This window comes from Mycoplasma sp. 332 (genome assembly GCF_052378275.1).
Lineage (GTDB): Bacteria > Bacillota_I > Bacilli_A > Mycoplasmatales > Metamycoplasmataceae > Metamycoplasma.
The window spans coordinates 544,678-558,317 of sequence record NZ_CP198998.1 but is presented as its reverse complement, the minus strand read 5'-3'; the positions used below and the strand labels follow the sequence as shown (position 1 = coordinate 558,317).

14 protein-coding genes and 1 other RNA gene are annotated in these 13,640 nt (G+C 28.7%); 14 read left to right on the top strand and 1 reads right to left on the bottom strand.

Annotated elements, in window-relative coordinates:
• Positions 1-10: 10 nt before the first annotated feature.
• Positions 11-322, top strand: an RNA gene (gene rnpB, locus ACT1UH_RS02390) — RNase P RNA component class B.
• A gap of 671 nt (positions 323-993) precedes the next feature.
• Here the strand turns inward: rnpB and ACT1UH_RS02385 are convergent.
• Positions 994-1,305 carry a hypothetical protein gene (locus tag ACT1UH_RS02385; RefSeq protein WP_444704836.1) on the bottom strand — a complete coding sequence of 104 codons (312 nt, stop codon included), beginning with the start codon at positions 1,303-1,305 and terminating at the stop codon, positions 994-996.
• Between the two features lie 395 nt (positions 1,306-1,700).
• Here ACT1UH_RS02385 and ACT1UH_RS02380 point away from each other — a divergent pair, with 395 nt between their 5' ends.
• The 13 genes from ACT1UH_RS02380 (at position 1,701) to ACT1UH_RS02320 (ending at position 13,551) form a co-directional block, all read left to right on the top strand.
• Positions 1,701-2,450, top strand: coding sequence for a DNA-processing protein DprA (locus tag ACT1UH_RS02380; protein WP_438340402.1), 750 nt, complete (start codon positions 1,701-1,703; stop codon positions 2,448-2,450).
• Positions 2,451-2,559: 109 nt separating this feature from the next.
• Entirely contained in the window at positions 2,560-3,276 is a 717-nt protein-coding gene (gene deoD / locus ACT1UH_RS02375; RefSeq protein WP_444704835.1) for a purine-nucleoside phosphorylase, read from the top strand.
• Entirely contained in the window at positions 3,276-4,571 is a 1,296-nt protein-coding gene (locus tag ACT1UH_RS02370) for a thymidine phosphorylase (protein WP_438340400.1), read from the top strand. Before deoD ends, ACT1UH_RS02370 begins: the two co-directional genes overlap by 1 nt.
• 27 nt (positions 4,572-4,598) lie before the next feature.
• Positions 4,599-5,261, top strand: coding sequence for a deoxyribose-phosphate aldolase (gene deoC / locus ACT1UH_RS02365; protein WP_438340399.1), 663 nt, complete (start codon positions 4,599-4,601; stop codon positions 5,259-5,261).
• A gap of 32 nt (positions 5,262-5,293) precedes the next feature.
• A complete protein-coding gene (gene upp, locus ACT1UH_RS02360) occupies positions 5,294-5,920 on the top strand; it encodes a uracil phosphoribosyltransferase (protein ID WP_438340398.1) in 627 nt (208 codons plus the stop codon).
• 84 nt (positions 5,921-6,004) lie between these two features.
• On the top strand, positions 6,005-6,961 hold the full coding sequence (locus tag ACT1UH_RS02355; protein ID WP_438340397.1) for a Cof-type HAD-IIB family hydrolase: 957 nt from the start codon (positions 6,005-6,007) through the stop codon (positions 6,959-6,961).
• A gap of 1 nt (position 6,962) precedes the next feature.
• Positions 6,963-7,661: a ribonuclease HIII gene (locus tag ACT1UH_RS02350; protein ID WP_438340396.1), complete on the top strand. Its 699-nt coding sequence runs from the start codon at positions 6,963-6,965 to the stop codon at positions 7,659-7,661.
• A 165-nt stretch (positions 7,662-7,826) separates the two neighbouring features.
• Positions 7,827-8,255, top strand: a complete 429-nt coding sequence (gene rpsF / locus ACT1UH_RS02345) for a 30S ribosomal protein S6 (protein ID WP_438340395.1) — start codon at positions 7,827-7,829, stop codon at positions 8,253-8,255.
• A 29-nt stretch (positions 8,256-8,284) separates the two neighbouring features.
• Positions 8,285-8,749 (top strand): single-stranded DNA-binding protein, encoded by a 465-nt coding sequence (locus ACT1UH_RS02340; protein WP_444704834.1) that lies wholly within the window; start codon positions 8,285-8,287, stop codon positions 8,747-8,749.
• A 15-nt stretch (positions 8,750-8,764) separates the two neighbouring features.
• Positions 8,765-9,079: a 30S ribosomal protein S18 gene (rpsR, locus tag ACT1UH_RS02335; protein WP_438340393.1), complete on the top strand. Its 315-nt coding sequence runs from the start codon at positions 8,765-8,767 to the stop codon at positions 9,077-9,079.
• 128 nt (positions 9,080-9,207) lie between these two features.
• Positions 9,208-10,422 carry an AAA family ATPase gene (locus ACT1UH_RS02330; RefSeq protein ID WP_438340392.1) on the top strand — a complete coding sequence of 405 codons (1,215 nt, stop codon included), beginning with the start codon at positions 9,208-9,210 and terminating at the stop codon, positions 10,420-10,422.
• Positions 10,415-11,353, top strand: coding sequence for a phenylalanine--tRNA ligase subunit alpha (gene pheS, locus ACT1UH_RS02325; protein ID WP_438340391.1), 939 nt, complete (start codon positions 10,415-10,417; stop codon positions 11,351-11,353). Before ACT1UH_RS02330 ends, pheS begins: the two co-directional genes overlap by 8 nt.
• A gap of 20 nt (positions 11,354-11,373) precedes the next feature.
• Positions 11,374-13,551: a phenylalanine--tRNA ligase subunit beta gene (locus tag ACT1UH_RS02320; RefSeq protein ID WP_444704833.1), complete on the top strand. Its 2,178-nt coding sequence runs from the start codon at positions 11,374-11,376 to the stop codon at positions 13,549-13,551.
• The last annotated feature ends 89 nt before the right edge of the window (positions 13,552-13,640 follow it).

Genomic DNA, 13,640 nt, shown 5'->3' with positions numbered 1-13,640 from the left:
TAAAATAATTATGCACAGCCAACTGCTGCATAATTATTTTATGTAGAGGAAAATCCGCTCTAGCACTTGCTGCGATGCAAGTAGTGATCATGCTAGGCCAAATAAGCCTAGGCAGTTATTTAAATAATTGACGACTAGTGCAACAGAGACGAGCTTATTTAGTTAAGGTGCAACGATGTAAACTCCATGAGTTAGAAACCCAAATTTTGGTAGGGGAACCTGATTAATATAAATGAATAAAGATCGGGAAGCATATTATTTTAATATGTTTAGATAAATAGTTGGCGCTGTTAATTTACAGAACAAAAAGCGGTTTATCGTGCAAAAAGGCATTTTGTGCCTTTTTATTTTTTTATGCACAGCATTTTTAGGCGTTGATAAATTTAGTCTAATTTTAAGAACTATATAAAAATTAAATTTATAGAGATAAAAGCGAAAACTAAAGCCTTTTATCTTTTTTAACAAAAAATAAGTCACTAATTTTCATTATTTGGTGAATTGGGTATCTACATTATATTTTGGAATAAAATTAAATATATATGGATGTTAAAAAGGAACAGTTATGAAAAGAATGAAATTATTATTACCTATACTAACTATAATGCCTTGTTACTGGAGATTATAATTTTGTAATAAATAATAAGAAAAGAGATAAATTAGAAAAAAATGTTTAACTATAATGGAGTTAAATATGACGGGAATGAAATGAATTTTTTACTAAAAGAAAAGGGGTATATTAAATAATGAGTAAAAAGAAGAAAATAATTATTGCTATTGTAACTATTTTGGTTATTGCTTACATTATATTTGTAATATTTGGTTTTGCTTCATCATTAGAAAGAAGATATACAGAATATAAATAATGGAAAATAAAAACAATTCTAAATCAAAATGAATAGCAATACTAACCATTTATACAATATTTGTAGTTTTATTTTTTATTATAACACTTTTATATACGCAGTATTTTTTGGATTATGAAGCCCGGCAATCTTATCCTCAAGTCATTAAACACGAGGAAGCAGTAGCAATATTTTGATATAGTGGATTTAGAGCCACAATTTTAGTTTTAGGGATAATATTAATCACATTTTCCGTTATCTTATATATTTGTTTTAAAGCAAAAATAAAAACTATATCTAAAATGAACACAATAATAATTAATATATTATTTGCAATTAACATAATTTTATTATCGATATCAGTTATACTAGATGCAACCTTACTCAATGCAATTGATGTTCTTTTATGAAAACTAAAAAGCAATAAACCGACTGAATTCTTAAATCCAAAGCACAAAGCCATTTCGATAATTTATTATGAAAATCTAGAAGTATTAGAAGCATTTCTATTTCTATCATCATCATTATTTGTAATTTTATCGTTCTTTAAAATTTACTATTTCGCAAGCGTAATTCATAAAAATTTTTTATTAAAACAACATTAGAATAGAGACTACAAAAATGATTTGAAATACACTAGAATAGGCAAAAATAAATATTATAACGTCATTTAAGTATACTTTTTGTTGTGTTATTAGCGAAATTTTAGATAAAAATTGGAGATGTATTTTATATAGCATATGGAATTTCATCTTTTTATAAAAAGGCATTTTTGTGTCTTTTTATTTTCACTGTTTTTTCCCAATTTGGTTGAAGAAATCATCTTCTTAGCATATTATGTTTATATGTGGAGGACGAATGAACGAAATACTATTATATTTTATATTTAAATACAAAGGTGATTGAAATGATGTTTATAAGGCAATAAAAAATAAGGAAGAAATTAAAGAAGAAGAATTTGATACATTTAAATTTAAAATTCATGAGAAAAATAAAAAATTTATAACTATTTTAGATGATGAATACCCTAAACAACTTTTAAATATAACTAAGCCACCATTTGTATTATTTTATGAAGGAAATCTTAATATCTTAAAACAAAGCAATAGGCAACAATGCATCTACTTAACAGGATCATATGAAACTAAAAATATAATTGAATATATAGAAAAATACAAAAATGACAATGATAGCGTGTTTATTAATTTATATTGGACTGGATTAGAGCAAAAAATCCTAAAAACATTTTTGAAGCGTAATTTTAAGGTTATTATATTGCTTCCATGTGGAATTGAATATGCTAAAAACAATTTAAATTTAAAAGAATTTTTAAATGATAACTGTTTAATTATATCCGAATATCCTAGTGAATATCACATAACTAAAAATGCATTTTATAGTAGACAAAGAATTAACGCTTGTTTATGTCAAAAGATAATTTTGCTTTCTTCATTGGAAAAAAAATATAACGGAACAATTAATGAGTTTCTTGACCAGGGTAAAGATGTGCAATGCTTACTCTTTAGAGATCATTTAAGTGAAGATCAAAATATTGATTTAATTAATGAGGGGGCTACACTTATAAATGATAATAATCAAATTTGTTAGGACTTTTATATATCATAAAGATAATTAAAAACTAATTTTGTAATAAAATTTTTAATGTAATTAAAAATATGGAAATATATAAGAAAAAAATAAGAAAAAAGGAGATTTTATGACACCTCATATAAATGCTAAAGAAAATGCGTTTGCAAAGTTAGTTTTAATGCCTGGTGATCCCTTGAGAGCTAAGTATATAGCTGATAATTACTTAGAAAATGTTGAATTAGTTTCTAATGTAAGAAATGTCTTAATGTATACTGGTTTTTATCAAGGAAACAAAGTTTCTGTGTGCGCTTCCGGGATGGGCGTTCCATCAATCGGAATTTATGCATATGAACTATTTAAAGAATATGGTGTTGAAGCAATCGTTAGAATTGGTTCAGCAGGATCGTTTAAAGCAGAATTAAAAAATTATGAAATCGTTCTTGCATCATCTGCATATAGCGAAAGTACAGCTTTTAGAAGTTCAATTATTAAAGGAGATAAAAATAATATCGCAATACCAAGTCATGGCTTGAATGAATTGATCTTGGATTATGCTAAAAAGTTGGGAATGGATGTTCATTTTGAAAGAATTTTAAGTGAAGATGCATTTTATACAGAAAAAACTATTAGCGAAAGAATTGAAACATCTGGTGGTGCGGTTTGTGCAGAAATGGAAGCATATGGTTTATTTACTGTTGCCGAAAGATTAAACAAAAAAGCTGCAACATTATTAACAATTTCTGATAATCTAGTTACAAATGAATTTACAACTAGTGAAGAAAGACAAAATTCATTTAATGGAATGATGAAAATTGCTCTTGCACTTGCTAAGGATTTTCAATAATGAGAATAATTGATATCATAAATAAGAAGGCTAATAGAGAAGAATTAACAAAGGAAGAATTAGAATTCTTTGTTGAAAACTATGTTAATGGAAATATTCCTGACTACCAAGCTTCAGCCCTTCTTATGGCAATTCGTTTAAATTCATTAAATGAAACAGAAACATCGTATCTAACTAATGCAATGATAAATTCGGGTGACACAATTGATTGGTCATATTTAAATACAACTATTGTTGACAAGCACTCAACGGGCGGAGTTGGAGATAAGGTAAGTATTGTTTTATGTCCAATACTAGCGGCGCTTGGTCTTACAGTTGCTAAAATGTCTGGCCGTGGCCTAGGACACACTGGCGGAACATTGGATAAACTTGAATCAATTTCCGGATATACGATATCTCTAACGGACAATCAATTTAAGACTGTTGTTGAAAAACATCACATTGCAGTAGTGGGACAAAACGAGAGACTAGTTCCAGCAGATAAAAAGATTTATGCACTACGTGATGTTACAGGCACTGTGGAATCCATACCCTTAATTGCTTCATCAATTATGTCTAAAAAGCTAGCAACAGGTTCAAATTGTATACTTTTAGATGTTAAATGTGGTAATGGGGCATTTATGAAAAATATTGATCAAGCTGAAAAACTTGGTAAATTAATGATTGAAATAGGTAAAAAATTAAACAAAAAGATTGCAGTTGAAATTACAAATATGGAGAAACCTCTTGGCCGTGCTATTGGTAATAAAATTGAAATTCTCGAAGCAGTGGATACTTTAAAAGGTATGGGTCCTAAAGATTTTACCGAAATTATATATTCATCGGGTGCTACATTGCTTACTATTTCAAATAATGCTAAAGATGAGCAACATGCCAGAGCAATGATTAAAGAAGTTATCGCTAATGGTAAAGCATTGCAAAAATTCAATGAATGAATTAAAGCGCAAAACGGAAATGTTGATGAAGTTTATGAATCTAATTGATTTAATCCAACATATAAGTTTGAAATCATCTCACAAAATGAAGGATATCTAAAAATTAATTCAGCTATTGAATTTGGATTAGTGGCCATGAAACTTGGCGCTGGAAGAAGCAAAAAAGAGGATAATATTGATTTTGATGCTGGTGTTTATTTAAATAAAACAACAAATGATTTTGTTAAAAAAGGTGATGTTTTATTTACTTTATATTCATCTAAACCAATCGATGAAAAGCTATCTAATGATTTAATAGATAAAATTGAGTTTGGTTCAAAACCTTTTGAAACCAAAGAAGTTCTAACTAAATTAATGTAATTAAAAAACAAAAAATAGGAGAAAAAAATGCTAAATAAGTTAATTGATCATACCTTCCTTGGTCAAGCAGGAACAACAAAAGATATAGATAAATTAATAGAAGAGGCTAAAAAATATGACTTTAAATCTGTTTGTATAGCGCCTTCTTATGTTAAATATGCAAAAGAACAATTAAAAAATACTGATGTCTTAATTTGCACAGTTATTGGTTTCCCATTAGGATATAACGTTGCAAGTGTTAAAGTTTTTGAAACAAAAATCGCTCTTGAACACGGCGCAGATGAAATTGATATGGTTATGAATGTTGGGCGTTTTAAAGACAAACAATATGAATATGTTCTTAATGAAATTAAAGCAATTAAAGAAGTTTGTGGTAATAAAGTTTTAAAAGTAATTATTGAAACAGCACTACTAACAAATGAAGAAATTGCTAAAGCAACTGAAATAGTATTACAATCAGGTGCTGATTTTATTAAAACGTCAACTGGTTTTTCATATAGAGGAGCAAGTTTTGAAGATATTAAAATTATGAAGGAAGTCGCTAAGGATAATTTATTAATTAAAGCATCTGGTGGAATCAAATCACAGGATGATGCATTAAAAATGGTTGAATTAGGCGCTAATAGACTAGGTACCTCAAAATCAGTTACAATTATCGAAGGTAAAGTAGATAATAGTTCAAATTACTAGTTAAAAATTTAACAAATAAGTAAGGACAAAATATGGTAAAAATTTTTCAACACCCTCTTATCAATGCTAAGTTGACAAAGATGAGAGACGAAAACACCACTCATAATGAGTTTAGGCAAAATCTTAATGAAATAGCATCTTTAATGGTTTATGAAATGTTAAGAGATTATCAAACTAAGCCGTTAGAGGTCAAAACACCAACAGGTTCAATTTTTCATGGCGAGCAATTGGATAAGGAGATTGTTATTATTCCTATATTGCGTGCTGGTCTTGGTATGGTTAATGGTATATTAGATTTAGTACCACAAGCTCGAGTTGGTCATATTGGAATGTATCGTATCGAGGAAACCACACAAGTAGTTGAGTATTTTTTTAAAATTCCTAATGTTGAGAAAGATAGCTATGTAATTATTGTTGACCCAATGTTGGCAACTGGTTCATCGGCTTGCGATGCTATTAGTAGATTAAAAAAACAAGGTTTTATAAACATTAAACTTATATGTTTGGTTGGTGTTGAACAAGGGATTAACAAGGTTAATATTGAGCATCCTGATGTAGATATTTATTTAGCTTCAAAAGATGAAGAATTAAATGAAAATAACTATATTCTTCCGGGTTTAGGAGATGCTGGTGACCGTATTTTTGGAACAAAGAAATAGAAAGAGAGACTATGTGTCTCATTTTCTATTTTCTACCTTATTTTTAAAGAAAATAAATATTTAAATTTTGAAGAAAGGAAAAAAATGGCTTTTAATAAAGAATCAAATAATAGAAGATTTTTATTTGCTCTTGATCTTGATGGTACATTGTTAGCAGATTCTGGTGCTGGAACTATTCACCCTAAAACAGAAGAAGCAATCAAGAGAGCTATTAAGGAAGGACATATTGTATCTATCATAACTGGTAGACCATGAAGAAGCACAATGCCGGTTTATCAAAAACTTGGATTAAACGCTATTGTGGGTAATTATAATGGAGCTCATATACATAATCCTGCAGATCCATTCTTTATACCAACAATAACATATCTTGATTTGAATGAGGTTTTATACATTTTAGGTGATCAAAAAGTTAAAAAAGAAATTTCAAATTATGCTATTGAAGGGCCGGACTGAGTTCAATTAATGCATAGAGATCCGAACCTAGAGAAGGTCTTTGGTTTTAATCAAGCTACAAAATTCCGCGAATCAATAAATTTGGAAAAATTACCCTTAAAACCAACAGGAATAGTTTTTGATTGTCAACCTACAACTGATGTTCTTGATTTATTAACATATTTAAAAAGAAGATATGGAGATCTTGGCGAATTTTCATCTTGATCAAAAGGTGAAGGATTAAGCCCTGTTTTTGATATTACATCTATTGGAGTTGATAAAGGTAAGGTTATTTCTTTAATGATGAGATATTACAACATTGATATTGACGATACCATTGTAATGGGAGATTCATATAACGATCTGAGCATGTATGAAATCGGTAATGTGGGAGTTTGCCCTGCGAACGCTGAGCAAGCAATTAAGAAGGTTTCGACAGTTGTGATGCCTCAAACAAATAAAGAAGGAGCGGTTGGATACTTTATTGATGAATTTTTAGATAATCCAGATAAATATATTGAAATGGCTAAGAATCTAAAAAATGAATCAAAGAAGAATTTAAAAACTGTAAAAGCCGATAATTTTTATAATAAAGACGAAAAATAATATGATGACAAAAGATTCTGATTATATTGGCGTTGATGAAACAGGAGTAGGCGATTATTTTGCTCCTATTGTTTCAGTTGCTTGTTTTATTCCGGAAGAAAATATTCAATTAATTAAAAATCTTGGCGTTAAGGATAGTAAAAAACTTAGTGATTCTAAGATAATGGGGATTGCTGAATACATTATCAAAAATAATGTTGTTTTGTTTAAAGATACAACAATGAGCCAGAAGGGTTATAATAACTTGATTAAGTTTGGAATTAATAATAATGCAGTTAAGACTCTTATTCATATGAATTCAATTGATAGATTGCAGAATATTGTAAAAAATAATAAAAAAGTTGTTATTGACCAATATACAACATTGAATAAGTTCAATGAGCATATAGCAAACCTTTATAATAAGAATCTTATCAAGAAGAATATTTTTGAGAGAATTAGTTTGGTACAAGAAACAAAAGCTGAGGATAAATTTTTATCCGTGGCTTGCGCTTCCATTTTAGCAAGATATATTCTTCTTAAAAAGATGGAAGCTCAAAAAGCTAATTATGATGGCTTTGATTTTATACTTGGAGCAAGCGATTTGGTTATTAAACAAGGAGTTAGTTTTGTGAAGAAATTTGGGATTTCTGAGTTATATAACGTCGCAAAGTTTCAATTTAAAACAACAAAGAAAATTCTTGAAGAACTAGAAAAATAGCTGTGTTTTGTGTAACTTAACCATAAAATTTATATATTGAAAAAATCCCTATATTTTCTAGTAAAATAATTAGGTTAAAATATTTTAATTTTAAAAAATTATTAACAAAAGGGTGAGACTCCTTGGCCAAATATAAAGGCCCAAAAGTCCAAAAGGAGAACTATAATGTCAAAATATGAAATTATGATTCTAGTTAACCCTACATCAACAGAAGAAAGTGTTAAAGATTTAGTATTCTCAGTATTAGATGAAAAAAACACAAAATTCGAAAGATTAGAGAGAACTGAATTAGCGTATCCAATTAACAAATTAACACGTGCAACATATTTCTTGATTTTAACAAGTGCACAACCTGAATTAATAAAAGAATTAACAAGAAAATTTAATATTGATAAGTCAATTATTAGATCATTAATTATTAATTTAAATTCAGAAAAAGGATTGAAGCCAAGAAAACAAAGAAGATTTACAAAAAGAAATTTTGAAAATAGAAGATCATTTGATAAAAATGAAAACAAAGAAGCAACATCAAATGATAGAAGAAATGAACAAAGAAGACCATACATTAAAAAACAACAACCAGTGGCTAAATAGTTAATTTTATTTTATTGGAGGCAAAAGTTATGAACAAAGTTATTTTAGTCGGAAGACTAGCTTCAAAGCCATATAAGGGGATTACTGCTTCAAGTGTTGAATATTCAAGGTTTACAATTGTTGTAACTAGAACATATTCGACGCCTAACTCTGAACCTGTTGCGGATTTTATTCCATGCGTAGCGTGGAGAAGCAATGCATCATTTATTAATAAATTTTTAGATAAAGGGTCATTGATGCTAGTTGAGGGAACTTTCCAATCAACAAGAACAACTGATCAAAATGGGCAATTAATTAATAATTATGTTGTTAGTGCTGATAAAATACAATCTCTTGAATCGCGAGAAGTTACTGAGGCTAGAAGAAAAAATAATTTTAAAGAGTTTAGCATTTCCAATGAAGAAAATAACAAGGTTCCAACTAGTGAACAACCATCTACGGAACATACAAGTGATGTTGATGATGCCATAGATGGTTTGAGTTGAGACTTTTAAATAAAGGAGAAAAAAATGGCGAGAATTGTTCGTAAGAAATTATTCGTTCGTAAACGTCCATGTCAATTTTGTTCAAATAAATTACCTGTTGCTTATGTTGATTATAAAAATGAAGAACTATTATCAAAATTAGTAAATCTACAAGGAAGAATTATATCTTCAAGAATAACTGGAACATGTGCTAAACACCAAAGAGCGGTAGCATTGGCAATCAAAAGAGCAAGATTAGTTGCTATTTTGCCTTATATTGGTCCAGTTAAAAAAGAATTTGTTAAGAAGGAAGCAACCCCAAAACCAGTGGTTGATACTACAACACAGGAAACAAAATAAATTTATTTTATAAATAAGTGCACACGAAAGTGTGCGCTTTTTTATTGGTAAAATTGAATGAGAGTTGCTTTTAAAACACCATCATAGAATATTCTTATAGTTTTTTAATTTCAATTATAATTAGTAATATGAAATTAAACCTATCTAATCAGTTGCGCCCTAATAATTTAGATGATTTTGTTTGTTCAAAAATTAAAAGAAACCTTTTCAATTCTATAATCAAAAATAAAGACCTTTCTTCATTTATTTTTTATGGTAAACCAGGTTGTGGCAAAACTACAATAGCTTCAATTCTTGCTAATCAAATGAATGTTAATTATGATTTTTTTAATGCTGCTATTGATAAGAAGGATGATTTACTTACAAAAATCAAAAATAACGACATTTTAATAATTGATGAGCTGCATAGATTGAATAAAGATAAACAAGATATTTTGTTGCCTTACTTAGAAGACGGTTTTATTACCATTTATGCCACAACTACTGAAAATCCTTATTTTAAAATACAACCAGCATTGCGTTCAAGAACTCATATTATTGAAATGGATTTTCCAACGCAACAAGATATTAAAAAAAGACTACAACAGATATCTATACAAATGCAATTCGACTGATTAAAAAATGTTGAAATACAAGATTTTATTGCCACACAGGCTAACGGTGATTTTCGAGGAGCCATAAATATTGTTGATCTTATAAGTAAACTTAGTACAAGTGATAATATTACATTGGGAAAAATTAAAGAGTTGGTCCCCTCAATAAATTTTGCAAGTGATAATAATGCCGATAATCATTATGATTTGCTAAGTGCTTTTCATAAGTCATTGCGAGGTTCCGATCCTGATGCTGCTTTGTATTGAGGGCTATTAATTTTAAAAACTGGAGACACTAGCGATTTATTTCGTCGAATGTTATGCGCCGCTTATGAAGATGTTGGGTTAGCAAATCCAATGGTCGGCCCACAAACGCTAGCAGCAATTGAAAGTTTCGAGCGATTAGGATTACCAGAAGGTTATTTGCCGATTGGTTTTGCGATTCTTAATATTTCTTTGAGTCCCAAATCAAACTCAGGATATCTTGCTATACAACAAACTAAAAAAATATTGGAACGTAATTTAATTTATCAGCCTCCTTACTATCTTAAGGAATTTAATTTGTCTGCAAGTTTTAAAAAAGAGAAATATAAGTATCCTCATGATTATCCTTATCATTGAGTCCAGCAACAATATCTGCCTAATGAATTGATAAATTTAAAGACATATGAATATCAAGGCCAAGGTTGAGAAAAGAAAGTTAAACAATACTGAGAAATAGTTAAAAAAAAGGAGAACAATAATGTTTAATTTGGATAAAATCAATAATTTAGAAGACTTAAAAAATATTAAAAATCAATTTAATAATTCTCCTGAATTAAAACAATTAATGGAGCAATTAAAAACAGCCTCTAAGGAATTAAAACCAGAAATAGGTAAAAAAATTCAAGAATTAAAAAAACAAGCAGAAGACTTTTTTGATATAGCAAAGGATAAACTTAATAATTTAGAAATCCAAAAACAACTAGAAAAAGATTTTGTGGATTATGCCACTCCTGTTGAAAATGAAGGTTCAATTCATCCCGTTAATCTTGTTTCTCAAAAATTTAGAGAGTGGCTCTTATTTAATGGTTATATTGAGCTAAGTTATTCTGAAATTGAAAATGATAGATATAATTTCGAGAATTTAAACATTCCTGCATCACACCCAGCGCGAGAAATGCAGGATTCCTTATATTTAAATAATAATGAGCTTTTAAGAACACATAATACAGGAATAAGCGCTCGTGCACTTGAGAAATTTGCTAATAAGGAATTTTCACAGTTTGCCATTGGTAAGGTTTATAGAAATGATGAAGAAGATAAAACACATACTCATCAATTTACACAACTTGATTTAGTGAGCGTGGGTAATGTTTCCTTTGCGTCATTAATGTATACATTGAAAGAAATGCTTTCTTATGTACTTGAGGAAGACATAAAAATTAGGCTTCGTCCATCATATTTTCCATTTACAGAACCTAGTGTTGAGGTTGATATTTTTTTCAAAAATAGATGAATTGAGGTTTTGGGGGCAGGCATGTTAAATGATAAAGTTTTAAAATCTGCTGGTTATACTAATATGATGAACGGGTTTGCAGCTGGCATTGGAATTGAGAGAATTACAATGATTAAATATGGTATTGAAGACATTCGAGAGTTATATACTAATGATAAAAGATTTTTAAATCAATTTAAATAGAGGTTTAAGGAGTTAAGAATATGATTTTTTCATTTAAAACATTATGTAGACTAGCTAATTTACAAACTCATACTATCGAGGATGTTGTTGAAGCAATAAATTCAATTGGTTTTGAAGTGGAACAATATTATAAATTCAGTGATGTTGAAGGTATAAAAATATGTCATGTTACAAATACATACAAGAATCCTCAAGCCGATCGTTTAACAGTGTGTGAGGTTGAATATAGTGACGGACATAAAGCTATTATTCAAACAACTGCAACCAATATGAAAAAAGGTCAGTATGTTCTTTCCTTTGTTCCTGGTTCGAGAAGTAAAGAAATTATCTTTGCTCCAAGAAAAATGAAAGGCATTACTTCGGAAGGTATGTTTGTGAGTTTGGATGAATTAGGTTTTAATTCGAATGTAATTCCAGAGGAATTTGGCAATCAAATATTTCAATTAGATAAAATAGATTTAAATATCGACCCAATAACTTATTTTGATTTAGATGATTATATGATTGAAGTTTCAATTCTTTCTAACCGTGCTGATGCGCAATGTTATCTTGTTATGGCTAGAGAATTAGCAGCATTTTTTGATACCGAGATAAAATGACCAAAAAAGGCAAACCCTAACTTGATTTCTTCATTTGAGGTCAAAAAGTTAAATGATACTCATTCTTTTTCATTGGTTGAAGCGTCTAATAGTAATTTAAGATGTTCATTACAAGAACAAATGCTATTATGAAGACATAACATTAAAACATTCAATAATGCTGTAGACCTTACCAACTTAGTGCTTTTATTTGCCGGCGTCCCATGTCATATTTATAATAAAGAAGACCTACAATCAAATGTGTTTAATGTTGATTATTATAGTGGTAAGCTAAATATTTTAGGTAATAAAGAAGTTGAATTAAAAAATGCACTTTGTGTATTTAATAATGAAACGCCTATATCTATTGCTGCTACTATAGGTTTAGAACAATATCAATTTAAGAAAGAATCTCAAAAAGTTATATTTGAACTTGCTTCGTTTAATATTATGAGTGTTAGAAAAAATGCTAAGCAAATCAAATTAAATACAAATTCATCAATGCGTGCAAGTCGTGAGATATCGGATGGCTCTTTGATTTTGGCTTATAATTTTTTAGCTCAATATTTAACTGATTACTCACATCAAATCAATGTTCCCAAAACCCACAAGAAGAGTATCTTAATAGATAAATCATATTTGAATAAATGCGCAGGGTTTTCAATTAATAAAACTAAAAAGTTTAATGAGGTAATGAAAAAAATATCTAAACTTGATTTTAAATTTAAAAATGATGAATCAGTTGTTGTTTTTCCAACTTATCGCTATGATTTAAATACTTTGCAAGATTTCGTTGAGGAGGTCTTTAGATTTTATGGTTATGATAATTTTCCACTAAAACAACCTAAAATAACAAGATTAAATTATGATATTAACAACGTTTATGAATACTATAGAACATTAGCAAATAAAAATTATTCAAATGTTAGAACATATACACTAATAAAACCTGAGGAAAATATTTTCGACCCTTTTAATATCAGAGAAATTTTGAATGCAGTGGATGCAAAAAATTATGATCACTCGCAGGTTCGTCTATCATTTATTCATAGTTTGAATGAGGTGGCTATTCATAATGAAAAACAAGGTTTTAAAAAAGGGTCTTATTTTGATATCGGAATGATCGGGCGCAAAATGAATATTTTGGGTCTTTGTTCAAATATTAAATCATTTGCTGAAATTAAACAAGATGTTATGTCATTGACTAATAAACAATTAGAGTTTAAAAAAACACATAGCACAATTTTTCATCCCAACGCATCATGTGTTATTTATCTAGGGTCAGAAATGATTGGATATATATCTAAAATTCATCCCCAAATTATTAACTCAGATTATATTTTTGCAGAAATAATGCTTGATAAATTATTAAATGATTCTAATACTTTTATTAATTATCGACATGAACCTATAAAAACAAGGGATATTACTTTTGAACTAAATAAACACGAAACTGTTGAAGAAATCATTGAAAAAATTAAGTCAATAAAGGGCATTTATTCATACAAAATTATTGATACTTTTTATAAAAATAATGATACTAAAAATGTTACATTTTCCTTTTTAATTGAGGATTGAGCAATTAAAAAACTTGAGCAAGTTTTTGCTGTTTCTAAATAATTCAAATTTATATTTTTTTCATCTGTTTTCGCTATTTTTTCCTAAAATAACCTACTTTAAAAGCGAGTATTGCAAAATATTAGTGGAGG